Consider the following 25,486-nt stretch of genomic DNA (forward strand, 5'->3'; position numbering starts at 1 on the left):
TCAGGCGGACCCATTTCTGGGTCCGCCTTTCTTATGAGGGCATAATAATGGGCAAAGAGAATTGCTATGATGTCATTGTGGCTGGTGGAGGAATGGCAGGGTGTTCCGCTGCGATATCTGCCGCAGAATCAGGATCCAAGACACTTTTAATCGAACAGTTCGGATACCTGGGAGGCTGGGCTACTGCAGCTTTAGTTAATCCGTTTATGCCTCATTGGGCATCCGACGGCAAGACCCTTGTAGCAGGTATATTTAAGAAAATAAGTGATATGCTGGACGATGCTGGAGGGCGCCTTGCCAATGCATTCGATGCTGAGGCGTTGGAATTCGGGCTCCAGGAAATGGTCATAGCTTCAGGAGCCAACATCAGGCTCCATACATTTGCAGATCAGCTTAACTACACTGATGACGGTAACATCACAGTGCACACCATCTCAAAATCCGGCAGTGAACTGTTCTGCTGCAAACGCCTCATCGACTGCACGGGTGATGGTGACCTTGCCGTATCCCTTGGCGCTAAATTTGAATTGGGAGGCGATGATGGTATTCCCCAGGCAGCTACACTGATGTTCGATGTAGGCGGTGTGGATGTCGCAAAAGCTCTCGAATACGTTAAAGACCACCCCGATCAGGTGCGCTTCCCAAAATTTGAACCGGATGCAGATATCGCAAAAATCAGCACAGAAGTGTTCTCAGTGGCAGGATACTATGACCTTATTAGCCGTGCAAAAGCCGCCGGTGAATACAACGCACCGGGCGATTTGCTGCTATATTTCGGCCGCCCTAGAAAAGGTGAAGTGACTTTTAATACCACTCATATCGGCAATGTCGATGGAACCAATGCAGATGATCTTACCAGAGCCGAAATTGAAGGCCGACGACAAATGATGTCGATTGTCGCCTTTGTCAAAAAGTATGTGCCCGGATTTGAAAACTCTTATCTTCTTAGAACTCCGGTGCATGTTGGTATTCGAGAGACACGCAGAATTGTTGGACTATATAAATTCAGCGCTGACGACGTGGTTAATGCACACAAATTCGAAGACGGAATATGCAGGCTTGCGTATCCTGTTGATGTGCACTCCGGCAAAGGTGAAGGCTACACCAAGGAAGAAGAAACACATACAGTGAAGACCGCTCCGCACGGCGACTGGTATGATATTCCATACAGGTGCCTAATACCTGAAGGTATAGACGGAGTCCTGGTGGCGGGAAGATGCGCATCCAGCACACAGGAAGGCCACGGAGCCATAAGAATTATGCCTGCGTGTGCTGCTATGGGAGAGGCCGCAGGCGTTGCGGCAAGCATCTCACTGAAAAAAGGGATTCCTCTGAAGGATGTTGACCCGGTTCTGCTGAAGACCACCTTGAGGCAGCGAGGCGCCCTACTCTAGTACTATGCGGCAAGTGGAAGCTCGGTGTCCTGTGAGCCACGAGCCATCCATCGCGACGTGAGATACTCTTCATCGTCACTAAACATATCGGCGATGTCATCGACTGATGAATAGACTCTCACACTGGGTCCAAAACCGCTCTTACTCAGAATCGATCCTAAGGCGCCGGATGCAACTACGTGAAAATTTGTTGTGGAGCCGAGTGAACGTAAAACATTTATAAGCCCGGTGGCGGCATCAGTGCCTGAAGAAGTTAGTCCAGCCAGGTCGAGAACAAGTGATGTTGAACCCTGCTCTTGAAGTCCATTCAGGACCCCTTGGAGCGCTTGATCGTGTCGGGGGCTGAGCTGACCATTGAGTGAGACCTTGACTATTCCTAATAACTCTCCCACCGTGATCGAAAGCTCCTGATTCGCCATTGCCATGCGCTCCTTTTGAAATGTATCTACTATGATTATTGGCGCAAGCGAGTAATGACTATATGCCAAACTCAAAAAAACAAAACAATATGGTGGACCCGAGAAACTCGCTGAACCACCTATCTAATACACAGTGGATGGTCGAGACAAAAAGTGTGTGGTTTAGCAAGCCGCCAAGGCGTGATAAACTCAAGTCTCAGCACCCGGCCACGTTCGCTGAGTCAGATATCATCAGGCTGATCGAATTTTTTACCAAACCTGGAGAAAACGTATTGGACCCGTTTCTTGGAAGCGGATCGACACTCGTCGCATGTGCCCAATGCGGCCGACAGGGCACTGGAATTGAACTGGTCCGCCAATGGGCAGACGTTGCAAGACAGCGAATCGCTGATGAGCAATGTCAGTTCCCGCAGACTGTCCTGGAAGGCGATGCCAGGCGAATCTTGCCGGCCATCGGCAATGAATCCATCGACTTCATTGTCACTAGCCCACCCTACTGGATGATCCTGCGCAAAGACTGGGATCATAAGGTCAAAGCAGAAAGAAAAGCAAAAGGTCTGCAAACGCGCTATAGCGATGAAAATGATGACCTGGGCAATATCCCGTCATATGACGATTTCCTGGACGAACTCGGAAAGGTATTTGGGCAGTGCAGGGGCGTGCTCAAAAAGAAACAATATATGTGTGTGGTGGTCTCGGATTTCAGGCACAAGTCAAAATTCATCGCCTATCATGCCGACATTGTCCGAACTGTGGAATCGGTGGGTTTTACACTCGAAGGAATTACAATACTTGCACAGGACAGCAAAAACCTCTATCCATATGGAATACCTTATGCGTTTGTATCCAATATTCACCACCAGTATATACTGGTATTCAGGAAGAAGAATTAAGCTCGCGCTGCTTGAAAGAGGCTAGTGAAGAAATATGGAATTGCAGGCGACTTTGCGCTTTATTCTGCCCAAGGCATTATCCACAGACTTGGTATTGCAAGCAAGATCAACCGCTATTTCATTATACGTCTTGCCCAAATTGTATCTTTTGAGAACCTCCCACTCAAAACCGGACAACAGTCTCTGAAGCGTCTCACGAAGAATTTTGATACTCTCCCTCCGAAGCAGTAGTTCCTCCGGGTCCATGTCAACTTCGGATACTAATACTTCTTCGAGATTGAAATCTACATCGCTCTCGTCCACACTGTAATCGAGTGATATGGCATTGTTTAGTGGTGATTGCTTGCGGCGAGTTGCGGTCTTTATGGCAGTTATTACATGGCGCTCAATGCATATCCTGGCAAATGAGAGGAATGATATATCCTTGTCCGGCACATAGTCCATAATCGACTGCCACAAGCCGATCATCCCAATCTGGAGCAGGTCTTCCTTCTCGGCGCCCATCAGGAAATATGAGCGGATCTTCGTTCGCACCAGACTGCGATACTTGTACAATAAATACTCGGAAGCGCATATGTCCCCACGCTGCGCCAGCCCGACAATATTGTTGTCAGACAGCCTTTCGTATCGGGAACCTGCTATGTGCTTATATATCCTCATCCTTTCCTCCGACGTCGCCAGAGTTTAACCTGGGGCACAAAACTATAGCACAACTATACTTATAAAGCAATGTCTAAGATTATGGATTGTAGTTGTATTATACTGCAGAGTTTATATTGTGGCAATGGCATTTTTGCGGGGAAATTGACTGATATTATTGAAAAGCAGATTCCTCGCATTCGTTCGGAATGACTACATTTGAGAGGTTTTCCGCTTTTTTTATATGATATGTACACCAATAGGCTGCCCCCTCACCCTAACCTTCTTCCCCAGGGAGAGGGAACTCAATACTCAATACAAAATACTCATTACTAAATTTAGAGTATTCTTGCGAGTTCTTCAAACTTGAGGTCGGCGCCTATTACGCCAATAGCCTTGCCATCGTCATCAAGAATTGCTGCCGAGACGGTTATACACAGCGCCCCGGTAATCCTGGACTTATAAAAGTCTGTAATAAACACCTCGCCGCGCCCCGCGCCAAGCGCTCCGACAAACCAGTCCCTGCTCGAGAAATTCTCCTTGAGACCAAACCTGCCAAACTGCTTGCGATAAATCGGCTGAGTGACATTCTCCGTGATCTTCTTTCCATTTACGTCGATTACGTAGATGAACTGGATAAACTGAAACTGCTCCAGTAACTTTTGCAGCACAGGAACGATCTTTGCCGGGTCCATGGAGTGGACTCGCTGATCCTCGACCAGTCTGAGCATAATCTGCTCGGAAATATCCAGGGCGTGATCGCGCAGCCTGTCGAAATCACTCTTGAAGTACTCGTGCAGATGCATCCTCGACTGCATCAGCATCTCGTCATCGGAGATCGAAGTCACCCTCCCGGCTGCATATTGTTCCTTGACCCAATCCTGTATTGCAAGCAGGCCGGGATGCCGCTTGTCAAGAGCCATCTCAGGCTTAAGACCCAGATATGAATTGACCCAGTGCGCAATGCCTGCCACACCCGATTTGTCGGTGACATTGACCCTTGCCGGACGGCTGAGTATCTTGTCCGTATCGAAGATATTGTATATCTCCTCATTCTTGAGCATGCCGTCCGCATGAATTCCAGCGCTGGTCACATTAAAGTGCGAACCTATAAACGGATAGCCAGACGGAATATCGACGTCCACTTCGTTCCTAAAGAACTCGGCTATCTCCGTAATGACACGCGTGTCGATGCCGTTCGCATCGCCCTTGAGGGATATATAGTCCATTATCGCACCCTCAAGAGGCGGATTGCCGGTGCGCTCGCCGAAACCCAATAAAGCGCAGTTTGCAGCGCAGCAGCCATAGAGCCATGCTGTGGTGGCATTTGCAAGCACCTTATGGAAATCGTTGTGACCATGCCATTCCAGCCATTCGCTTGGCACTCCGCACTCGTGGATCATTGTGTGGATCATCTTTGGAATAGAGCGCGGTAGTGTTGCCTCGGCATACGGCAGGCCGTAGCCCATAGTATCGCACAGTCTGATCTTCACTGTCTTGCCGGACTGCTGGGCTATCTCCATCAGTTTTTGCACAAACGGAATGATAAAGCCGGGAAAGTCGGCACGGGTGACGTCCTCAAGGTGACACCTCACCGTATCCAGACCAGACTCCAAAGCAGACGCAACCAAGTCGAGATAATGATTGAGTATCTGAGCACGTGTTTTTTTGAATTTTAGAAATATGTGATAGTCGGAGGCCGACGTCAGGATGCCCGTCTCACGAAGCCCCATACTTTTGACAAGGGCGAAATCCTCTTTGGTAGCGCGTATCCAGCCGGTCACTTCAGGGTATTGATGACCCAACTCGAGACACTTGGCTACGGCCTCCTTGTCTTTGTCGCTGTAGAGGAAAAACTCGGTGGCGCGTATGACACCGTTCGGTCCGCCAAGCCTGCTGAGCATGTCGTATATCTTGACCACATGCTCCACCTTATATGGCGGACGCGCCTGCTGGCCGTCGCGAAACGTCGTGTCCGTAATATAAAAATCCTGGGCAGGCTCCATCGGCACGCTTCTGCCGTCAAAGATGATGCGTGGAACATCTATATACGGAAACATCTCTCTGAGCAGATTTGGCTCGGTGACATCCTTGACATTCCGCTTGCTTACCAGATGCAGCAGGCCATATTTGGGGTCCTTGGATAACATGACGCTCGCTCCTTTCCAGCTTCCACAACCAAACCTTGGGCGCTTGCATATAGTATAGCAGAAACTCGGCTTTACACAAAACATCTCCGGCGATATAATACGTCTGGCAGATTGGGGAGGCTGTTGGTTTGGCTGCGCTTTGCAACGTCATATCACCCGAACGAGGAGTCGTTCTTCTAAATAAAGACCACGTCGTCACTCATGCGAACCAGCGGGCATCCGACGTGTTCGATATACCGCTGGTCGACATGATCGGCAAAACGCTGCCGTCTGTAATTACCACTCTGCCTGCAAATGAAACCGATGTGGTCGAAGAAGTAATGGACTCACTGTGCGGTGGAAAGGCACTGGTCCATCGCTACTCATCACCCATATTCGACTCCAACGGACAGGTCGGCGGTCGGGTGGAAATCTACAGCGACATAACAGCCAGACGTGAACTCGAAAAAGAAATACTAGACCGAAATCGAGAACTGGCTGAACTCAACAGACTGCTCGAAGACGCTCAGGAGCAGTTGATACATTCGGAGCGACTTAGAACCCTCGGCGAGATGGCTGCGGGTGTGGCGCATGATATAAACAATGTGCTTGGAATCATACTCGGGAACGCTCAGCTTGCAAAACGAAAGATTGCGGACAACCCTGCCGCATCTAAATGCATCGACGCCATAGAACTGGCGGCAAGAGACGCCGCAGAGACCGTGCGCAGGCTCAAAGAAATCGGCAAACCGCCGGATACGACCGGATATCAGACAATCGACATAAGCGAAATCGTCAAAGACCTGATGCAAAGCGCCATGCCGGCATGGCTTGAACCAGAGTCCAATACAGATTCGGAGATTACGGTCGAGACCAAGCTCGCGGATAACTGCCGTGTGCTGGGAAACGCGACAGAACTTAGAGAAGCCCTGGCTAATCTGATACTCAATGCAGCCCAGGCCATTGAGTGCAGCGGCAAGATCGAAATCATTACCTCATGCAAAAATGGCTATGTGGACCTGAGTGTGGTCGATAACGGAATAGGTATGTCCGAAGAGACAAGACAGCGCATATTCGATCCGTTCTATACTACCCGCGGAGCCGAAGGCACAGGACTTGGAATGAGTATGGTCGACGCAATCGCTATCAGGCATCAGGGCAAGGTGATCGTCGAATCGGAAGAAGGTAAAGGCACGAAAGTGACGCTGCGTCTAAGCTCTTGCAAGTGTTAGGTGAAAATGGTTGGATAGTAAATCAATACTCATAATTGACGATGAGGCCGGACTGAGAGACGTTATGTCTCAGCTATTTGAGGATGCAGGTTACGAAACCGCAGCCGCCCCGGACGGCGCGGCAGGACTTGCATCGGCCAGAGCGGGTGACTTCGACCTTGTGATACTGGATATGAGCCTGCCGAAAATGAGCGGGTTGGAAGTGCTTGGTGGAATAAAGGAAGAAAAACCGGACCTGCCTGTCATCATGGTGACCGCATTCGGAAGCACCCAGACCGCCATCGAGGCCATGAGACTCGGGGCTTATGATTATATCACCAAACCTTTCGAGCTTGACGAACTGCAGATTGTCGCTGAACGTGCACTCCAGCAGAAGAGAGTGATCGACGAAAACCGGTTCCTAAGAGGCGAACTCAAGAAGAAATACGGATTTGACAACATCATAGGAACCAACCAAGACGTCCAGAGGGCATATGTCATGGCAGCACAGGTCGCGCCGACCAATGCCACCGTGCTCATTACAGGCGAGACAGGCACAGGTAAAGAGTATCTCGCTCGAACAATCCATTACCAGAGCGGGCGGGCTTCAGGGCCGTTTGTGAAAGTCAACTGCGCTGCGCTCTCGGAAAGCCTGCTTGAAAGTGAACTCTTCGGGCACGAAAAAGGAGCATTTACACACGCAGTTACCCGACATATCGGACGGTTTGAAGTGGCGGATAAAGGCACCATCTTTCTTGACGAAATTGGGGAAGTCTCACTATCGGTCCAGACAAAACTGCTTAGAGTGCTGCAGGAAAAGCAGTTTGAGCGGGTCGGCGGCAGCGAGACGCTGAATGTGGATGTCCGTGTGATTGCCGCCACTAATTGCGACCTCATGCAGGCAATCAAAGACAAAAAATTCCGTGAAGACCTCTACTACAGGCTCAATGTCATCACATTGAACCTGCCGCCAGTCCGGCAGCGTGGCGACGACATAGAACTCTTTGCCCATCATTTCCTGAAAATATATGCAGACGAGACCGCAAAGAATGTGATGGACTTCAATGATGAAGCCCTCGAAGCTCTGAAAAATCATGAATGGCCGGGAAATGTGCGAGAACTGGAGAATGCAATAGAGCGGGCTGTGATTCTATGCAACAGCCGCACAATCCGGCCTGAACACCTCATGCTCAACCACAATAACCACCCCACCCCCTCGACTTCACCAAAGTCGATCATGGATGGTATAGCCCCAATGGCTCCGCTCAGGGATTTAGAGAAAATCCACATAGAACGAGTGCTCAAAGCCAAGAACTGGAACCAGTCTGCTGCAGCGCAGGTGCTCGGGATCGACAGAAAAACACTCAGAAATAAGATCAGGGAATTTCACCTGGAAAAAGAGGAATGCCAAAAAGTTTGAGCGACCTCAAGAAGTAGGCCGATCCATTAGCAGTGAATTAGTTGCTTGAAACTGATCAGCGGTGAGACTGCGCGACTTTCAAGACCGTGTCAAAAATTGCCTCGGCCATTTCCTGTAAAGGCACTACCTTGTCGACCACACCCATTTCAGCAGCCGCCCTGGGCATTCCGTAGACCACGCAACTTGACTCGTGCTCGCCAAGCGTTACTCCACCGGCATCCTTTATCAGCTTAAGGCCGTTCGCTCCGTCACGTCCCATACCCGTAAGGACTACACCGATCAGCCTGTCATGAAACACCGGAACAGCCGAGGCCATGGTGACATCAGCCGACGGTCTGACACCCCAAAGGGGAGGATCGCTGGTAATATGAACAATGCCGCGTTTGTCAAAAACAGTGTGAAAACCAGACTTGGCAAACATGACATCGCCCGGCTTTATTGTGTCACCTTCGGCACTCTCACGCACGTTGAGGATCGTTTGAGTATCGAGGTCGCGCGCAAATGGACCGGTGAAACCCGGCGGCAGATGCTGTACTATCACATATGCCACACCGTCGGAATCCGTGAGATCGGGAATCAAAGTGCGCAGAGCGCGCGGACCGCCGGTCGAGGACGCAATCATGACAATGGGAAATTTGGTGATTGCAGGTCTGGAAGTCTGAACGCGCGGATGCGAAGGCGCCTGTTCCACGAGGCTCAGATGTGATACCTCCACATCGGCGGCAGCAAGAACCTTTGCGACCAGGTCTTCGGCAAGCATGGACATGCCCAGACCTAGAGAGCTGTTGGGCTTTGCCATGACATCCACCGCACCATAACGCAGAGCCTGGACACTTTCAGTGGCGCCCTGGGTCGTAAGTGAGCTTAACATCAAAACAGGAGTCGGGCACTCCTGCATTATGCGGCGGAGGGTCTCGATGCCGTTGAGCTTGGGCATCTCGATGTCGAGAGTTACAACGTCGGGCTTTAGCTCCTTGATCTTCTTCAGAGCATCAAGCCCGTTTACCGCAAAACCCACTACATCCAGGTTCGGACTCGCGCTGAGTATGTCGGTCGTGATCTTCCGAGCAAACACGGAATCGTCCACGACCAACACCCTCTTTTTAGCGGAGGATTGCTTCTTCATTTCTATCGCTGCCTTTCAGGCGGCTTAACCCGGATTATGCGCTCCTCGTGAATAATGCGGGTTAGGAAAGCAGATTGGCCAGGACCTTTATGTCATGACCGTTCTGCTTGACTGTCACCAGCCCACTAACGGCGTCCATTGTCATAGTTCTTCCCTGATTGCCGCCAACATCCTCAGCAATCAGTTTGAGTCTTGACTTCGACAGCATATGCTTGACGGTCTCAGCATTTCGTCTGCCGACGTCGAGCTTACTGTCGGAACCATCGAATGAAAAGAGTTGAGCGCCTCCGGCTATAGCAACACGCATCCTGTATTGCACCGCTCCTCTGGCCAGCATCTCCTTGATTACATAAGGAACGGCTGTGTCGGCATACTTGCCGACTTCCGTGGAACCTGATTTGGCCTCAGGTAAAACTATATGCGCCATGCAACCTACCTTTATGTGCGGGTCGAAAACGCATAACCCAATACATGAACCAAGCCCAAGAGCTTTGAGTTCGGATAGATCCGGGCGGGTAAACACCACCTCGCCCATTCTGGCAATACCACCATCCAAATCAGGCCGCCTCCTCTATAGAAGTTGTGACTATTTCAGGTATGTATAGGAAAAATCCGCGCAGTGAACGCTTTGCGCCGGCAAATTTGGTGACCACGCTTATCGTGTCTTCCTCAAAACAACCGGTGTTGAGCAAAACACTGTCCACTACCGCCGCAGACATATCAATCGCAAGACTCGGTGGACTAGGCAATAGTGAACACCGGTAGAAATCGGAAAATGCGTTCAGGTAGGAAGAAGTCACAATGTTTCCCACCTCTTTTAACACCGACTGCTCCATTTCATCTACGTGCTTCGTATGCCCAAGGCTGTTGCCGGTTATCATGTCGACAAGCAGCAGCGCACTCTCATACGGAAAAACAAGCAGAGCATGTCCGGGCATTTTACCAGTGACACCTATGTATATCCCTACCATAAGGTCTTCGGGATTGCCACCGATCTCAGAGAGCCGTGACGTAGGCGCTATGCCTGCCGAAATCACCTCCAGCCTGATCGCGCTGGCCGACATGGTCTTGAGCGATTCGCCTGCTTTCTTTACCCCGGACTTCGCCACGGTGAGAAAATTGCTAAGCGCATCGTCATTCTTCTTGTTTACCGATACCATTGTCAGTCCTCCAATGTTTGTTTACAGGGGCTCTGCTACTTCCGAAATCTTCAGCGCCAGGTTTTTACCCGACAACCCCAATACCCCTGAAAAAGCAGGCACATTCTCAATCCAAAACTCAGCCGTTCCGTTCTCTCTGATAGGCAGCTTGATTACATCTCCTACATCAAGCCCCGAAACCTCCTCGACAGAGAGCGATGTCCTGCCAAGAATCGCACGGCACTCAACTGCAACTTCCTCAAATGACTTCATCAGAACGGGATTGGTCTGGTCATTGCCACCACCCCTGGACTGCAGACTCCTGCCGGCGGTCAGAGCTGGCAGAACCGGCTCGATTGCAGATGCGGGTAGACATATGCTCATCATACTTACATTTTCGCCTATGTTGACTTCGTATCCGCAGACCAAAACCGCCTCCGAAGGAAGCAGGACCTGCCGCGTGCTCGACTCGGTCGTCATATTTATCACGGAAGCCTTTAGTTCAACGCACCATGACCACGCCTCAATGTATTGCCGCAGGGCAAGCTCGACTACCGACCTGACGATGGCTTTGTCCACATCTGATATCGACGGCTGATTCGATGCGCCCGATGCTGACCCTCCGGCCAACAAGTCCACACATATTGAAACGAAATGTGGATTAAACTCAAATATCGCTGTCGATGTGAGCGGCTGCAAGTCGACCTCGACAAATAGTGTACCGTCCGAAACCGACGAACAATACTCGCGATAAGTCAACTGATCCAATGCCAATAGGTCCGCACGAGTATATACTCTGAGCATGGACGAAAGAGCTGAAGCAAACGCCGCTCCATGCCTTGAATGAATGGAATTGAGCGACCGCAGGTGGTCCTTGGAAAACTTGTCGGGACGAGAAAAATCATACAGCCGCACCTGCTTCTCGGGAGCCTTTGCCCCTATATCCTGTGCCCCTGTAGACTTAAAAGTCTCCATTAAAGCATTTATTTCATCCTGATTAAGTACGTCAGCCATCTCTTTCGCTTCTTCCTATAGTCAGCCTGTTATGCGGCCGCCTGCACTGCAATCTCAGCCAATGCCACATTTACCTCGATAGTACCATATTGAGTGCATACAGGCACAACCAGGGCCGGTGTCTTGGTGGACATCTCAACACTTGTGCCGCGTATTACCGAGGGCGGAGTGATATCGACATCGTAGCCGTTGCGCGACAGCATCGTAATCGCATTGCCCGTAATCATATTGCCAAGCTCACTCAGAGCGCTAAGACCCATTCCCTCTAGACCATCAACCGGACTGCCTACCATCATCGTCGCGATCTTCTCCGCGGTAACTAATGACATTCCATACAAAGAAACACCTTCGACATTGCCGTTGACACCGGCAACAATCGTTACCTGCTGAGTTGTAAACGTATTGGTCCTAAGGGATATCTGTCCGCGTGTCGGCTTTTCACCTGAAAGTGTCTCCAGCACGCTGAACGCCGCACCCACAAAAGGTTCTATAAACTCGACTTTCATTCAACTAGTCTCCTGTGCTTTCGCTCCACTGCCGCTAATCGATTTCACATTATGCAGCACTCAGCGCTTTACTCACTCCTTCTACTACCCGCTCCGGCTGGAAAGGCTTTACTATATAGTCCTTTACACCAGCCTTTATCGCATCTATGACCAGGTTTTGCTGCCCCAGAGCCGTGCACATCAGCACGACAGCGCCCGGATCCGTCTTTAGAATCTCTTTTGCCGCGGAGATTCCATCCATGATCGGCATTGTGATATCCATCAATACAGCATCCGGCTTCAGCTCGCCATAGCGCTGGACCGCTACCTGACCGTTATCGGCTTCACCGGCGACTTCAAAGCCTGCCTGTTCCAATATGCGCTTTACGGTCGCTCGCATGAACATTGCGTCGTCAACCACGAGAATGCGTTTGGGCATTTCGGCCTCCTCTAATTACTGCACGGTTTCTTGTAAAAGAAAGAAACCATATTTTCGTAACCAATCGTTTTATAATCGGCGATCCGCTCGGTGCCGCCGACAAACAGATATCCGCCCGGCTTGAGCGAGGCAAAGAATCGCTCATACAGAGTTTTCTTCGTCTCCTCAGTAAAATAGATTACAACATTTCGGCATACGATCAAATCGAAACCGCTCTGGAAACGATCTTCAAGCATATTGTGCTTGGAGAACCTGATCATCCTCTTTATTACATCACTTGCAACATAACCCTCAGGCTTATGATCGAAATACTTGGTCAACCGCTGACGCGACACATTCCGCATCTCGGCTTCCTGAAAAACACCCGCCTGAGCCCTCGCGAGCATTCGGTCGTCAATATCGGTTGCGTGAATGCGATGAATGCCGCCTGTGTGCATCTCATCGAGTATGACAGCCAGTGAGTAAGGCTCCGCGCCGTATGAACAACCCGCCGACCAGATATTTATACTTCTGGTCTGCATAAGCAGCTCGGGTAGTATCTTTTTGTGAAGCACATCGAACTGTTCAGGATTGCGGAAAAGCTCCGATACGTTAATCGTCACGCGGTCCAGAAACTCATCCAGCAGAGCCTTGTCATTCTGCATAAGTGAATAATACTGTGTAAAGCTCTTCGCGCCGCATCGCTCCATGTTCAACCTGAGACGGCGCTCCATCTGAGGCCGTTTATATGCATCGAGGTCGAGACTGTAAGCAGCTTTTACCTTGCGCTTGAATGATGCAAAATCAATTTCCGCAAGTTGATCCGAACTACCACTCATTAGGACTGTACTCCCGTTTCAGCGACTTGGCGTGGTCTTCTTCGCCTGTTTATTAAAGCCCCTATCGCTCCTACATCCACAATCAGAGCAACACGCCCGTCACCGAGTATCGTCGCGCCGGCGACGCCGTCAATATCACCGAAGAATGAGCCGAGAGGCTTAATGACCACTTCCTGCTCACCTATCAACTTGTCGACTACCAAGCCGATATTCATAGCGCCTGTGCGCACTACCACAAACGTAATGCACTCATTATCAGATAGATGTATGCTTTGATTATGGTCAAACAACTGACCCAACCTGACAAGGTGAAGCACCGATCCACGGAAATTGATTGCAGGATGCCCATCGATATGATGGATTTCACCTGCCTCACAGCGAAATGTCTCCTGGACCGCGCTCAGCGGGATCACGTAGACCTTGTCGCCCACACCTGTCACCAGCGACTGGATGATCGCCAGAGTCAAAGGCAAATTGATCCTGAATGTCGTTCCCTCACCAGGCTTGGTGTGGACCTCGACATTGCCGGATAGACCCTGGATATTGCTGCGGACAACGTCCATACCTACACCGCGCCCGGAGACATCGGTCACCTTTTCTGCCGTGCTTACCCCGGAGGCGAATATGAGCTGCAGAGCTTCCTCATCGGTCATCCTGGCAAGAGTCTCTTCGCTGACAGCGCCATTTTTAAGAGCAGCAGTCTTCACCTTCTCTATTGAGATTCCATTACCGTCATCCTGAACCTCAATAATAATTCGGTTTTCTTCCTGCTTCGCAGCCAAGACGACTCGCGCCCGCTTGGACTTGCCTGCTGCAGCGCGCTTGTCGGGAGACTCGACGCCATGATCGACCGCATTTCTCAAAAGGTGAGTCAGAGGATCGACAATGTCTTCCAATATCGAACGGTCAAGCTCGGTCTCCTGACCTTCGAGTATGAAATCGACCTCTTTGCCCGCCTTGTGCGACAAATCGCGCACCATACGCGGAAAACGATTGAATACCTGCTCAACAGGCAGCAGGCGGACCTTCATTATATGCTCCTGCAGTTCGTTGACGACACGGCCTATGTGCACCGATGTCTCGCCCAAGCCCTGCACGAGTTCCTCGTTTTCATATTTCATTGCAAGCTGAGAACCGATCTGGTTCATTCGCGTGCGATCTATCACCAGTTCAGCCACCAGGTTCATTAGGGTGTCCAGCCTGTCGACACCTACACGAACAGTCTGGATGGCTTTGGCTACACTTCCCGAACTCGGACCTGCAGTGGGAGCTTCATCATTTTTCTTGGGCTTCTCTTGCTGATTCTGAACAGGTCGGTCCACTTGACCTGCATCATCGTCGGAAATTGTGCAGTCGATAAGCTCTACCTCGGCAAGGCTCTTGATCGCATCTATGACGGGTTCGGGACCATTGGCAGGCGTAAATGTGATGGCTATCTCTTGATCCGCTTGAATGTCGTCGAGATTGTCCTGACTCGGTTCCGATGACACTACCTCGCCCTGCATCGAAAGCGAATTGAAAACCATGAACGCCCTGACTGAAGGCATCAGGCATTCGGGCACTATTTTGACCCGGATCAACATCGCACCGGCAACATCCGTACTTTGCTTTACATTTTGAGCGGCAAGCTTTTCCACCGGTGCCTCAGTAGGCTTGTCATCTGATCCATCGGTGAGTGACTTTATACGCACAAGCAAATCACCGATCTCCGCACTAACCGGTTCTCCATTGCTAACCTGGCCGGTCATTACCCGCAGATTGTCAGTGCCCTCAAGGAGCACATCTATTATCTCGGGAGTAACTGCCAGCACGCCGTTTCTCAGCGGGTCCAGCAGGTTCTCCATGGCGTGAGTGAGCCGGGCAATCTCAGTCAGACCCATTGTTGCGGATGAACCCTTCAGTGTGTGAGCAGCCCTGAATATCTCTTTGAGTATCTCAATATCACCCGGGTTCTTCTCGAGCTGAAGAAAACCGTCGTCGAGTTTCAATAACTGCTCTTCGGCTTCCTCAAGAAACAGACCCATCATATCGGACATGTCAGAACCCATAGACACCCTCTCCAAAAAAACAGCTAAGAGCGGATGGCCCCAAACTGCCACCACTCCATTTATATGTAGGCCGGACTCACCTGTAACAGGTTAGTCCTAGTGTTATTTTGGGGCTAACGCAGATATTTCTTTAGGGCTAATAAAGTACTCAAGTGGGCTAGCTCTTCTGCCGATAATTATGCCAACCGCCGCTAGAGCGCATCATTCACGGCAAACGTGAATAACGCTCTCGGAGACCCGGATTATGCGGGAAGCGCATGACCCAGTCTAGAGCGGATATGGAAAGGTATGGTTTTAGTATGCAAGGAGCAGTACTTGCGCAGAGGCAAAGCCAGCGCACGATCCCCGTTCAAATTCAGGCAAATTCGATTCTTAATATGAGTCTGCTGGAACTGCAGCAGTTTGTCGAAACGGAGGCTATGGAAAACCCGGCCTTGTGCATGGACGAGACTTCCAGATGCCCCGTATGCGGATTTGTGACCGTCGCGCCTACATGCCCTGTCTGCAGCGCATCACTCGCCGCAAGCAAGATTACTACGCCCGAAGACCATGAGCGCTCATATCTGGAAAGAGCATTTGCCGCAGGAAATGATGAACTCTTCGACCCGTTCAGGACCGTGGCAAAGTCCATGGAACTCAACGACTACCTGAAACAACAGGCCCGCATGATACTGGGTGGGCGAAAACTCAGAATCGCCGAATACCTCATAGACTCGCTGGACGATGACGGATATTTCCGCGAATCGCTCTTTGAGACTGCGGAGGAGTTTGCGGCCGCAGTGCCGGAGATCGAATCGGTGCTGAAGATCGTGCAGAGCTTCGATCCATCCGGAATTGCGGCAAGAAATTTGCGTGAATCACTGCTGATCCAGATACGCCGTATTTCATCACCAGAACCTATCGCGCACACAGCCGAGATGATACTTGAAGACTATTGGGAAGACTTCTCGAAAGTGCGTTTCAAATCATTGGCAAAGAAACTCGAGGTATCTCACCAGGTTGTTGTGGAGGCATGCGAATACATACGCGACAACCTCACCCCTCACCCCGCATCGGCTTATCATCCGCCCTTCGAGGAGCTTGCACCTAGAGAGTCGAGCGCTATAGTGCCCGACATCATAATCCAAAAAAATGGAGATTCGTTCAGCGCAGAAGTTGTCGATTGTTACGGCAGTTACCTCAAGATCGATGAGACATATGAGGAATGCTATCAGTCGATCAAGAGCGGCGATAGCTATTTGGGCGAAGATGATTGCAAACATATTCGCGAGCACGTCGAGCGCGTTCGCTGTATTCTCGACGCTATCAAGCTCAGGAAAAAGACACTTGCCAGAGTTGCGTCATACCTGGCTGAGTATCAGCATGACTTTCTGGCTTATGGGCCGTCAAAACTAAAAACACTGCGTCAGAAGGATGTGGCGAAGGCGCTGGAAGTCCATGAGTCCACAATCTGTCGCGCATTATCCGACAAATACTGCAGGCTGCCCTCGGGTGAAGTGGTGTCGTTCGAGATATTCTTCGACTCAGCGCTGCCTGTGCGAAACCTCATCAGCCAGATCATAGCCCTCTCTACCGAACCTCTATCCGATGGCGAGATCACAAAGAAGCTTGCAGACCACGGCGTAACGATTGCCCGCAGGACAGTGGCCAAATATCGCGATCAGCTCAGGGTTTTGCCTTATCAGTTGAGGGCGGCGTAACAATTTGTTATTTGGTATTTGATATTTACTATTTGTTCGGGACAGGGCGCCCCGAAGCAACCAAAGGCAGCTAAGCGGTAACATTCTCGCAGTATATCGAAGCGCACCATAGCAATAATCAATATAAATTACGAAATAGCAAATACTTTATGAGGCTATGTGCTTTAGTGTGGCCTGAGCAGGGTGAGAGGATAGAATTGGATGTTCCTGAGTATTCCAAAAACAACGATAACCGCAGATGATATCCAGTAAATTCCGACTGAGCGAAATCTTTTGCATGGGAGTTTTACCTTAAGCAGTTCTAGTAGTTCCACAACAATCGACCATGCTATTACTGGAACAGCGAAAACAATTAGGATGTTGAATGCCACTGCACCCTGCAAATTACCATGGACCAGTTGATGTAGACTTCGCAACATCCCACAGCCGGGACAGTAAAGGCCTGTCATATCATGAAAGACGCATCTCGGCAGCCAGATGCTCTTCTGAGGGTCCACGAACCACAATGCCAGAAACGCAAGCGTGATCGAAAACACCACAATTGAAGCGCGAAGAGCTTCGGCTTTTGGTAATTTTTGCATCATCTGGATCGTATTACAACGGTTCCGGCAATCCTGTCATGCCAGCCCTGCTTGGTGGGACTTGTGGCTATGGAGATAAACATCAGACCGCAAGTAACTGCAGCTAATATCGACTCCATAATATAACGTACAATCGCTGTGCCTAACCCTATGGGTGAGCCGTCCGCTTTGACTATTTTCAGTCCCAAAGCCATCTTGCCCAAAGTTGCACCCTTGGCAGTGTTCATGCCTATGAAGTAGATAATGTTAATAAGGTTGCTAATCCAAACACCATTTGCACCCCCATTCAGCGCCTCCAGCATTGCCTTCGTGTTCTGCTCACCCGACATTGAGCCGGTTGGTTCCGTTGTTCCGCCGGTCAACATGCCGATGATATAGGCGACAAAAACCAGCAAAACTGCGTCAATAAAGTATGCGGCAAAGCGAAGACCAAACCCAGCATAATCCATTACCATCGGATAAGCGGGAGTGGGCGGAAAAACGGGATCTGCAGGCTGCTCAATGACCGGAACAGCAGAGCTTTGGCTGCTGGATTGCCCTTGATTGCTATCTGGTAATGGGGAGGAAAGCGAGGCATCCTGCGTTACGGATGGAAGTTGACTGGGGGTTTTCTTGTTGGTGGTCCTTTGTATGGGAGTGTTTACGGGAACTCTATCCGAGCCTAAATCGAAATAGCATTGTACGCACGTGGATGTGCTGCCTTTGTTCTCGTATCCACATTTTGGACATTTCATCTAAAGTAATCCTCATCTTTTACACTATATGTATGCCGACTAATAACTTCATCTGCATTCTATCCTCAAGCAACCGGCCTGTCAATAGTTATCGAACTATGACTGATATATTCAAGACATTCGTGTCATAACGCAGGAAACTGCCTCTATCCCAGCACTGGTCCCCTAAATTTTGCCTGTTTTCAAAAAATAGTATTGACAAGCCGCATATATGGCCGGTATACTGGGAGTGTTATGAACACAGCGTCTTATTTGATAATACATGGAGGCGAGTATACTTGGGGCTGGCGCCACTTCAACATGAGTGGAGCCGCCGCATCAGCACGTATCAAATAGACATAAAATAATAGACAGTTTATAGTCGCGGGCCGCTCCACAGGAGTGTCCGCGGCTTTTGGTGTGTGCGTAAGCACGCTGGCAGGTGCAAAAGCCGAGGATTAGCAGTATGTCCTCGGTTTTTTTGCGTTTTAGGCACATTTGACAAATGAAGGAGCACAAGCATATGAGTGCATATTATCCAGATAAAAAAGAATTCATCAAACGAGCCGGAAACGGCAACATGACGCCGGTATACAAGGAGATATTGGCAGATATGGAGACCCCAGTATCCGCATTTCGGAAGATCACTCAGACAGGCAGTGAAGACTACTCATTCCTGCTTGAGAGCGTCGAGGGAGGGGAGAGAATGGCCAGGTTCTCGTTCCTGGGAAATGGCACAAACCTGGTCATCAAAAGCAGAGGCCGGAATGTCGAAATCACTCGCGACGACAAGCTGGAACAGATCAACCTCGAAGCAGGCAGAGATGTCCTGCATATATTGAAGGACGAGATGAGCAGCCTGCGTTATGTGCCCGATCCTGACCTGCCGAGGTTCTGCGGCGGAGCGGTCGGGTTCATCGGATACGATATGGTCCGGTTCTTTGAGGATCTGCCGGATATGACCATCGATGATCTCAAAATGCCCGACTGCACACTGATTTTTACAGACACGCTGCTCATCTTCGATCATGTGCGCCATAAAATTCGCGTGGTCTGCAATGCACGAATCGATGGAAACCCCGAATCAGCCTATGATCATGCGGTAGGCAAGATCGAGAAAATGATCGAGCGCCTGAAATCCCCTGTTAAGACAAGCACTTTAAAGCGAAATGCTAATTCACCGACTATTACTTCTAACTTCACTAAAACTGAGTTTGAGAACGCAGTGACCAGATGCAAGGAATACATTGCAGCGGGAGATGTGATACAGGTCGTGCTCTCCCAGCGTTTTCAGACTAAAGTGACTGCCGACCCGTTCGATGTCTACCGCGCCCTGCGCAGTCTGAACCCCTCCCCTTACATGTATTATCTGTCCTATGGCGATATGAAGCTGATTGGGTCATCACCTGAGATTCTGGTCACTGAGGAACGCGGAAATGTGACCGTCCGCCCTATAGCCGGAACTCGACCAAGAGGCGCAACTGAAGAGCAGGACCTCGCACTTGAAGATGAGCTTCTTAAGGATGAGAAAGAACGGGCAGAGCACATCATGCTTGTCGACCTGGGACGCAACGACATCGGCAGGGTCTGCAGGTATGGAAGCGTGGACGTTAACGAACTCATGGTGATCGAGAAATATTCTCACGTGATGCATATGGTCTCGAATGTGCGCGGGAGGCTGAACCTGGACAAAGACGAGTTCGACCTGTTGAGAGCATGCTTCCCGGCTGGGACAGTCTCGGGTGCTCCCAAGATCAGAGCAATGGAGATTATAGACGAGTTGGAGCCTACCAGGCGGGGCTCATATGCCGGTGCTATAGGATATTTCAGCTACTCAGGCAACATGGATGCATGTATAACTATACGCACTATTCTTATTCAAGACGATACAGCATATGTCCAAGCGGGTGCAGGAATTGTGGCTGATTCTGTACCTGCCAAGGAATATGAAGAGACTCAAAACAAAGCCAAGGCATTGATTAATGCGTTGAGCGCTGCAGAGGAAGGATTGGAGTAAGACAATGATCCTGATGATAGACAACTATGACAGCTTTACATATAACCTGGTCCAGTATCTGGGTGAGATGGGGCAGCAGCTAAAGGTATTCAGAAACGATAAGATCACACTGGATCAGATTGAAGAGATGAAGCCGGACAAGATAGTGATATCTCCGGGACCGTGCACACCAAACGAGGCCGGTGTGTCAGTGGCTGCGATCAAGCACTTTGCGGGAAAGATTCCCATACTGGGGGTATGCCTTGGGCACCAGAGTATAGGATATGCGTTCGGCGGGGAGGTCGTGCGGGCGCAGAGGCTTATGCACGGAAAGACATCTCTCATTCACCACGATGGTGAGGGTATTTTCAAGAATATGCCGAACCCGTTTACTGCAACACGTTATCACTCTCTGATAATACGACGAGAGACTATTGCCGACTGTCTGCAGATAACAGCCGAAACCGATCAACGCGAAATCATGGGAGTGCGCCACAAAGACTATCCAATCGAGGGCGTTCAGTTCCACCCGGAGTCGATCTTGACTCAGGAAGGCAAGTTGTTGCTTAAGAATTTTGTTGGATAAAATTTTTCGCGAAAACGCGAGAAACAAAGCGCGAAATTCTGATGTCATTCCCGCGAATGCAGGAATCCGGGCAATGGTGCCATAGCCCACTGGATTCCCGATCAAGTCGGGAATGACAAAAGTGATAGGTCAGATTTTTTTAGTTATCGTGCTTTCATAATTTTGTGCTTTCACAATAAATTTACCTGGAGAAAGAAAATGATTAGAGATGCTATTAAGAAAGTGGTCGAAGGGTGTAACCTCAGTCAGGATGAGGCCATGCTCGCAATGACCGAGATAATGGATGGTGAAGCGACCGCCGCGCAGGTGTCGTCATTTATCACGGCGATGCGGATTAAAGGCGAGACCGTGGATGAGATTACCGGTTTCGTCAAGATTATGCGCGAAAAGGCGATCAAGGTCAGGCCGAAGTGCGATGCTCTCATCGACACATGCGGCACGGGCGGAGACACGCTCGATACGTTCAATATATCAACCACTGCGACATTTGTGATCGTTGGAGCGGGGGTGACTGTCGCAAAACACGGCAACCGTGCGGCTTCAAGCACATGCGGCAGTGCGGATGTCCTGGAAGCACTCGGGGTGAATCTGAACCTGAACCCGGATCAGATCGCGACATGCATAGACCAGGCGGGAATAGGATTTATGTTCGCGCCTTTTATGCACCCATCCATGAAACATGCCGCCGGACCGCGCAAAGAGATCGGTATAAGGACGGTCTTTAACATGCTCGGACCTATGACCAACCCAGCAAACGCGAAATGGCAGGTGATCGGAGTATTCGCGCCTGATATCACTGAGACTATGGCGAAGGTGCTCAATGCTCTGGGGACAGAGCGGGCGATGGTCTTTCATGGCATGGCCGGTCTGGACGAGATATCCACACTGGGCGAGACGCGCATAAGCGAACTCAAAGACGGCAAAGTCAACACATATACGGTGTCGCCATCAGACTTTGGAATAGAGACCGTAAAGCCGGAAAAACTGGCGGCAGGCACTGGTAGTGTTGTGGACAATGTCCAGGCTCTGCTGAGTGTGCTCGACGGCGAAAAAGGCGCAAGGCGCGATATTGTGCTGCTCAATGCAGCGGCGGCGCTGATGGTCGCAGGCAAGGCTGACGACATACGCGACGGAATGACTCTGGCGGCGCAGTCTATCGACTCGGGCGCAGCTATGGAGTCGCTAAAGAGGTTCAAGTCAATAACGCAGGAGCTTGCAGCAAATTGATACTGGATAAGATTATACAAGAAAAGATTATTGAAGTTGAACAGAGAAAGGCTGTATTGCCTCTGCGTGAACTCAGGTCACGTGTATCTGATGCGCCCATGCCGTTGGATTTTGCAAAGCGGCTCGTCAGAAATAAGAACGGAATTCCGGCTGTGATTGCGGAGGTAAAAAAAGCCTCGCCATCAAAAGGACTGATCCGGCAGGACTTCGATCCAAGAGCAATCGCTGCGTCGTATGAGTCCGGCGGGGCATCGGCAATATCTGTGCTCACTGACGAGAAGTTTTTCCAGGGCTCGCTGGAATATATGAAGTTTGTAAAGCGGACTGTATCGATCCCTGTGCTCAGAAAGGACTTCCTAATAGATGAATATCAGGTCTATGAGGCTCGGACAGCGGGAGCAGACGCTGTGCTGCTGATTGTGGCAGCTCTCGAAAAGGATAAACTGGCCGAGCTGATGAACCGCGCGACCGAACTCGGAATGTATGCTCTGGTGGAGGTCCATGATGAGCATGAGATGGAGATGGCGCTGGACGTGTGTGCGCCGCTTATAGGGATCAATAACAGGAATTTGCAAACATTCGAGGTCAGCTTGGATACCAGTATAAGGCTGATGCAGCAATTTACGTCCGGCCATACAGCCACTCAAAACAAAGCTGAAAAGGTAGCGATGACAGGTGGCAGGCCGAGATTTGTGAGCGAGAGTGGGATATTTTCTCACGATGACCTGACCAGACTAGGCTCGATTGGAGTGGACGCGGTGCTGATAGGTGAAGCCCTTGTGCGTGAAGATGACATCGAGGCAAAACTGCGGGAGTTGATTGGATGACACTGGCCAAAATCTGTGGGATCACTAATATTGAGGACGCCATAGCGGCAGTGGAGTCTGGTGCGGATATGCTGGGTTTTATCTTTGCAGACAGCCCAAGGCATGTAGGCGTGTCCACGGTAGCTGATATCTTGAATACCATCAAACCATCAAACCATCAAACCATCAGAACTGTCGGGGTCTTCACTGAAGAATCCGACGAAGTGATGCAGATTATGGACGAGTGCAGCTTGGACTACGCTCAGCTTCACGGCGATCAAAGTGAAGACTTTGCACGGAAGATCGGTGCGGGTCGGGTGATACGTGTTGCGCGTGTGAGGGATGAATCCAGCATCAACGACCTTGCAAGTCACTCGCACGCCGCCTATTACTTGCTTGATACATACAAGAAAGGGCAACCAGGAGGCACCGGAGAGACATTCGACTGGGAGCTTGCAGTCCGCGCAAAATCACTCGGCAAACCCATCATTCTCTCAGGTGGGCTGGAGCCCGAAAACATAGCAGATGCAATCAAGACAGTTAAGCCGTATGCAGTGGATATATCGAGTGGGGTGGAGATATGCCCCGGCAAGAAGGATCACAATAAGGTAAAGGAGTTAATTGAAAATGTCAGAGCAGCAGACAACGCTTCCTGATGCTCGCGGCCACTTCGGAATGTATGGCGGGCGATACGTCCCTGAAATTCTGATGCCGGCTTTGGACGAGCTTATGGAGACTTACAGTCGGTATAAAGATGATAAAGAATTTAACGAAGAGTTGGACTATTATTTCAAGGAGTATGTGGGCAGACCCACACCACTATACTTCGCCAAAAGGATGACAGAGAAACTCGCTGGCGCAAAGATATATCTCAAGCGCGAAGACCTATGTCACACCGGTGCGCACAAGCTCAATAATGTGATGGGTCAAATTTTGCTTGCAAAGCGGATGGGTAAACCCAGGGTCATCGCTGAGACAGGCGCAGGTCAGCATGGTGTCGCAACAGCTACTGCATGTGCGCTTTTTGGCCTCAAGTGTCACGTCTACATGGGTGTTGAGGACATGGAAAGGCAGGCCTTGAATGTCTTTAGAATGAGGTTATTAGGGGCTGAGGTAATCCCGGTCACCAGCGGCACTCAGACCCTTAAGGACGCTACCAGCGAGGCAATCCGCGACTGGGTCACAAATGTCAACGATACGCATTACATTATAGGCTCGGTGGTCGGGCCGCACCCCTACCCTATGATGGTGCGCGATTTCCAGTCTGTAATAGGCCGAGAGACCCGCAGGCAGCACATCGAAAAAGAAGGCAGGCTCCCTGATTACCTGGTCGCATGTGTCGGCGGGGGCAGCAACGCTATGGGGATGTTTTATCCGTTCGCAAAAGATGAGTCGGTCAAGATGATAGGCGTTGAAGCTGCCGGTGAAGGGATTAATACACCTCGCCACTGCTCGACATTGGGTCTGGGATCGCCGGGCGTGCTGCATGGCTCGATGAGCTATTTATTGCAGGATGAGGACGGCCAGGTCCAGCTCACTCACAGCATCTCGGCAGGGCTGGATTATCCTGGGGTCGGGCCGGAACACAGCTATTTCAAAGACTCGGGGCGGGCGGAATATACAAACGCCACAGACGCCGAGGCTCTGGAAGCATTCCAGTTTCTTTCGGAAACAGAAGGTATAATTCCCGCGCTGGAATCTTCGCATGCGATTGCACATGTCAGGAAGTTGGCTCCCAGTCTGGGTAAGAATGAAACAGTGGTGATATGCTTATCCGGCAGAGGCGATAAGGACGTGCATACAGTAGCCAAGCAGCTTGGGACGGAGGGCATATTGGAATGAATAGAATAGATGCAAAATTCGTAGAGCTCAAAGACCGCGGAGATAAGGCGCTGGTATGCTTCATAACCGGAGGTGACCCGGACTTTGAGACGACCAAAGACCTTACACTGAAAATATTCGAGTCGGGAGCGGATATAGTCGAGATCGGTATTCCGTTCTCAGACCCGCTGGCGGATGGTCCGACTATCCAATCGGCAAGTTTCAGGGCGCTGCAGGCCGGCGCGAGCGTGAAGGGTATATTCGATAATGTGCGCTCCATAAGGGCGTTGTGTGACAAACCCATAGTGCTGATGACTTATTATAACCCGGTGCAGAAATACGGCATTAAGAAATTCGCTGATGATGCGGCATCCGCTGGGGCTGATGGAGTGATTATGGTCGATCTGCCTGTCGAAGAGGCGTCAGAATGGAAATCGGCTTCAGATTCGGCACGGATTGCGACTATATTTCTCCTTGCACCTACCAGCACGAAGGAGAGAATAGCCCTTACGGCGAACATGGCAAGCGGGTTTATATATTGCGTATCGAGGACCGGCGTCACCGGCGCAAGAAGCAGTGTGCCCGCTGACTTGAAGCAGTTGGTAAACACGATTAAGTCGGCGTCAGGACTGCCTGTCGTGATTGGTTTCGGCATATCCAAGCCCGAACATGTGCGGCAGGTGACCGAATTTGCTGACGGGGCAGTGGTCGGGAGCGCGCTGGTGAGTATCGTAGACAAAAGCGCTGACTCGGCTGAAGCAATAGAGCGAACCGGAGATTTTGTCAAAGAGCTAAAAAAGGGAACGAGTTAGGGGACAGGTGTTAGGCAACAGGTGGCAGTAAAACCGTGACCTGTGACCTGTTGCCTGTTATCTCAGGATT

At 50.5% G+C, this 25,486-nt stretch carries 25 protein-coding genes; 12 read left to right on the forward strand and 13 right to left on the reverse strand.

From position 1 onward, the window contains the following. Nucleotides 1-47: 47 nt before the first annotated feature. The gene (locus LLG46_15045) at nucleotides 48-1,394 is read left to right on the forward strand and encodes an FAD-dependent oxidoreductase (GenBank protein ID MCE5324612.1); all 1,347 of its coding nucleotides are present in this window, start codon (nucleotides 48-50) and stop codon (nucleotides 1,392-1,394) included. Nucleotides 1,395-1,396: 2 nt separating this feature from the next. On the opposite strand, the gene LLG46_15050 is transcribed toward LLG46_15045, so the two are convergent. Further along, entirely contained in the window at nucleotides 1,397-1,813 is a 417-nt protein-coding gene (locus LLG46_15050; protein MCE5324613.1) for an STAS domain-containing protein, read from the reverse strand. A 62-nt stretch (nucleotides 1,814-1,875) separates the two neighbouring features. Between LLG46_15050 and LLG46_15055 the strand changes: the two genes are divergently transcribed. Next, nucleotides 1,876-2,706 carry a DNA methylase gene (locus tag LLG46_15055; GenBank protein MCE5324614.1) on the forward strand — a complete coding sequence of 277 codons (831 nt, stop codon included), beginning with the start codon at nucleotides 1,876-1,878 and terminating at the stop codon, nucleotides 2,704-2,706. Between the two features lie 21 nt (nucleotides 2,707-2,727). On the opposite strand, the gene sigH is transcribed toward LLG46_15055, so the two are convergent. Both sigH and LLG46_15065 read right to left on the reverse strand, forming a co-directional pair. Next, entirely contained in the window at nucleotides 2,728-3,366 is a 639-nt protein-coding gene (sigH, locus tag LLG46_15060; protein ID MCE5324615.1) for an RNA polymerase sporulation sigma factor SigH, read from the reverse strand. 317 nt (nucleotides 3,367-3,683) lie between these two features. Further along, nucleotides 3,684-5,495, reverse strand: coding sequence for a histone-lysine N-methyltransferase (locus tag LLG46_15065; protein ID MCE5324616.1), 1,812 nt, complete (start codon nucleotides 5,493-5,495; stop codon nucleotides 3,684-3,686). 128 nt (nucleotides 5,496-5,623) lie between these two features. On the opposite strand from LLG46_15065, the gene LLG46_15070 reads away from it, so the two are divergent. Beyond that, nucleotides 5,624-6,706, forward strand: a complete 1,083-nt coding sequence (locus LLG46_15070) for a PAS domain-containing protein (GenBank protein ID MCE5324617.1) — start codon at nucleotides 5,624-5,626, stop codon at nucleotides 6,704-6,706. 10 nt (nucleotides 6,707-6,716) lie between these two features. Further along, nucleotides 6,717-8,105 (forward strand): sigma-54 dependent transcriptional regulator, encoded by a 1,389-nt coding sequence (locus LLG46_15075; GenBank protein MCE5324618.1) that lies wholly within the window; start codon nucleotides 6,717-6,719, stop codon nucleotides 8,103-8,105. A 55-nt stretch (nucleotides 8,106-8,160) separates the two neighbouring features. Here the strand turns inward: LLG46_15075 and LLG46_15080 are convergent, their stop codons facing one another. From LLG46_15080 to LLG46_15115, 8 genes are all read right to left on the reverse strand, one after another. Beyond that, entirely contained in the window at nucleotides 8,161-9,231 is a 1,071-nt protein-coding gene (locus tag LLG46_15080; GenBank protein ID MCE5324619.1) for a chemotaxis response regulator protein-glutamate methylesterase, read from the reverse strand. 61 nt (nucleotides 9,232-9,292) lie between these two features. After that, complete coding sequence (locus LLG46_15085; protein MCE5324620.1) at nucleotides 9,293-9,787, reverse strand: chemotaxis protein CheD; 495 nt, start codon at nucleotides 9,785-9,787, stop codon at nucleotides 9,293-9,295. Nucleotide 9,788: 1 nt separating this feature from the next. After that, a complete protein-coding gene (locus tag LLG46_15090) occupies nucleotides 9,789-10,391 on the reverse strand; it encodes a chemotaxis protein CheC (GenBank protein MCE5324621.1) in 603 nt (200 codons plus the stop codon). Between the two features lie 21 nt (nucleotides 10,392-10,412). Then, entirely contained in the window at nucleotides 10,413-11,384 is a 972-nt protein-coding gene (locus LLG46_15095) for a FliM/FliN family flagellar motor switch protein (GenBank protein MCE5324622.1), read from the reverse strand. A gap of 29 nt (nucleotides 11,385-11,413) precedes the next feature. Next, on the reverse strand, nucleotides 11,414-11,890 hold the full coding sequence (locus LLG46_15100) for a chemotaxis protein CheX (GenBank protein MCE5324623.1): 477 nt from the start codon (nucleotides 11,888-11,890) through the stop codon (nucleotides 11,414-11,416). Between the two features lie 49 nt (nucleotides 11,891-11,939). After that, nucleotides 11,940-12,308 (reverse strand): response regulator, encoded by a 369-nt coding sequence (locus LLG46_15105; protein ID MCE5324624.1) that lies wholly within the window; start codon nucleotides 12,306-12,308, stop codon nucleotides 11,940-11,942. Nucleotides 12,309-12,319: 11 nt separating this feature from the next. Beyond that, nucleotides 12,320-13,126 (reverse strand): protein-glutamate O-methyltransferase CheR, encoded by an 807-nt coding sequence (locus tag LLG46_15110; GenBank protein MCE5324625.1) that lies wholly within the window; start codon nucleotides 13,124-13,126, stop codon nucleotides 12,320-12,322. Beyond that, entirely contained in the window at nucleotides 13,126-15,174 is a 2,049-nt protein-coding gene (locus LLG46_15115; GenBank protein ID MCE5324626.1) for a chemotaxis protein CheA, read from the reverse strand. The genes LLG46_15110 and LLG46_15115 overlap by 1 nt, the downstream gene beginning before the upstream one ends. Before the next feature lie 299 nt (nucleotides 15,175-15,473). On the opposite strand from LLG46_15115, the gene rpoN reads away from it, so the two are divergent. Next, nucleotides 15,474-16,874 (forward strand): RNA polymerase factor sigma-54, encoded by a 1,401-nt coding sequence (gene rpoN / locus LLG46_15120; protein ID MCE5324627.1) that lies wholly within the window; start codon nucleotides 15,474-15,476, stop codon nucleotides 16,872-16,874. Nucleotides 16,875-17,038: 164 nt separating this feature from the next. Here the strand turns inward: rpoN and LLG46_15125 are convergent, their stop codons facing one another. Beyond that, the gene (locus LLG46_15125) at nucleotides 17,039-17,458 is read right to left on the reverse strand and encodes a DUF2752 domain-containing protein (protein ID MCE5324628.1); all 420 of its coding nucleotides are present in this window, start codon (nucleotides 17,456-17,458) and stop codon (nucleotides 17,039-17,041) included. After that, the gene (locus tag LLG46_15130) at nucleotides 17,455-18,189 is read right to left on the reverse strand and encodes an RDD family protein (protein ID MCE5324629.1); all 735 of its coding nucleotides are present in this window, start codon (nucleotides 18,187-18,189) and stop codon (nucleotides 17,455-17,457) included. Before LLG46_15130 ends, LLG46_15125 begins: the two co-directional genes overlap by 4 nt. A 502-nt stretch (nucleotides 18,190-18,691) precedes the next feature. Here LLG46_15130 and trpE point away from each other — a divergent pair. The 7 genes from trpE (at nucleotide 18,692) to trpA (ending at nucleotide 25,416) form a co-directional block, all read left to right on the forward strand. Continuing rightward, nucleotides 18,692-20,185: an anthranilate synthase component I gene (gene trpE, locus LLG46_15135; protein MCE5324630.1), complete on the forward strand. Its 1,494-nt coding sequence runs from the start codon at nucleotides 18,692-18,694 to the stop codon at nucleotides 20,183-20,185. Nucleotides 20,186-20,189: 4 nt separating this feature from the next. Beyond that, the gene (gene pabA / locus LLG46_15140; GenBank protein ID MCE5324631.1) at nucleotides 20,190-20,750 is read left to right on the forward strand and encodes an aminodeoxychorismate/anthranilate synthase component II; all 561 of its coding nucleotides are present in this window, start codon (nucleotides 20,190-20,192) and stop codon (nucleotides 20,748-20,750) included. Between the two features lie 198 nt (nucleotides 20,751-20,948). Then, nucleotides 20,949-21,977 carry an anthranilate phosphoribosyltransferase gene (gene trpD, locus LLG46_15145; protein MCE5324632.1) on the forward strand — a complete coding sequence of 343 codons (1,029 nt, stop codon included), beginning with the start codon at nucleotides 20,949-20,951 and terminating at the stop codon, nucleotides 21,975-21,977. Beyond that, the gene (trpC, locus tag LLG46_15150) at nucleotides 21,974-22,804 is read left to right on the forward strand and encodes an indole-3-glycerol phosphate synthase TrpC (GenBank protein ID MCE5324633.1); all 831 of its coding nucleotides are present in this window, start codon (nucleotides 21,974-21,976) and stop codon (nucleotides 22,802-22,804) included. The genes trpD and trpC overlap by 4 nt, the downstream gene beginning before the upstream one ends. Next, on the forward strand, nucleotides 22,801-23,439 hold the full coding sequence (locus LLG46_15155; GenBank protein MCE5324634.1) for a phosphoribosylanthranilate isomerase: 639 nt from the start codon (nucleotides 22,801-22,803) through the stop codon (nucleotides 23,437-23,439). The genes trpC and LLG46_15155 overlap by 4 nt, the downstream gene beginning before the upstream one ends. Then, the gene (trpB, locus tag LLG46_15160; protein ID MCE5324635.1) at nucleotides 23,411-24,625 is read left to right on the forward strand and encodes a tryptophan synthase subunit beta; all 1,215 of its coding nucleotides are present in this window, start codon (nucleotides 23,411-23,413) and stop codon (nucleotides 24,623-24,625) included. The genes LLG46_15155 and trpB overlap by 29 nt, the downstream gene beginning before the upstream one ends. Beyond that, entirely contained in the window at nucleotides 24,622-25,416 is a 795-nt protein-coding gene (gene trpA / locus LLG46_15165) for a tryptophan synthase subunit alpha (GenBank protein ID MCE5324636.1), read from the forward strand. Before trpB ends, trpA begins: the two co-directional genes overlap by 4 nt. Nucleotides 25,417-25,486 lie beyond the last annotated feature (70 nt).

It is taken from the genome of bacterium, from assembly GCA_021371935.1.
Lineage (GTDB): Bacteria > Armatimonadota > UBA5829 > UBA5829 > UBA5829 > UBA5829.